This is a genomic window from Virgibacillus sp. 7505, assembly GCF_002272135.1.
Taxonomy (GTDB): domain Bacteria; phylum Bacillota; class Bacilli; order Bacillales; family Amphibacillaceae; genus Terribacillus.
The window spans coordinates 1-366 of the sequence record NZ_NPBF01000085.1; the positions used below are offsets into that span (position 1 = coordinate 1).

Here is a 366-nt window from a genome sequence, read left to right on the forward strand (position 1 = left end):
CTGTTGCGCTTGCAAGCGGAAAGCCAATGCGAGAGGCGGTGATGTACGCTAATGCAGCGGCAGCGTTATCGGTACAGTCATTTGGCGCTCAGGGCGGGATGCCGAGTAAAGAAGAGGTGGCAGCTTTTCTGTTGGAAAGACAGTAGTGTCTTTTTGCAGGCTATCAAGCATTCAGGAGGATCAACCATGAAGAAATTAGGCATCTTAAATCGTGATATTGCCAGGGTGCTTGCGTCACTAGGGCATACAGACCTGATCGTCATAGCAGATTGCGGATTACCAATACCGTCTGGCGTTGAATGCATTGATCTTTCCATTAGGTTAGGTGTACCCAATTTTGTTGATGTTCTAACAGAAGTATTGGCC

The 366-nt window shown here is 47.8% G+C and carries 2 protein-coding genes; both read left to right on the top strand.

The window, feature by feature from the left end:
- Window positions 1–146, top strand: a 146-nt coding sequence (locus tag CHH91_RS21605) for a PfkB family carbohydrate kinase (protein ID WP_483372411.1), incomplete at its 5' end; no start/stop codon positions are given.
- A gap of 40 nt (window positions 147–186) precedes the next feature.
- A partial coding sequence (locus CHH91_RS18030) for an RbsD/FucU domain-containing protein (RefSeq protein ID WP_286160836.1) occupies window positions 187–366 on the top strand: 180 nt, incomplete at its 3' end.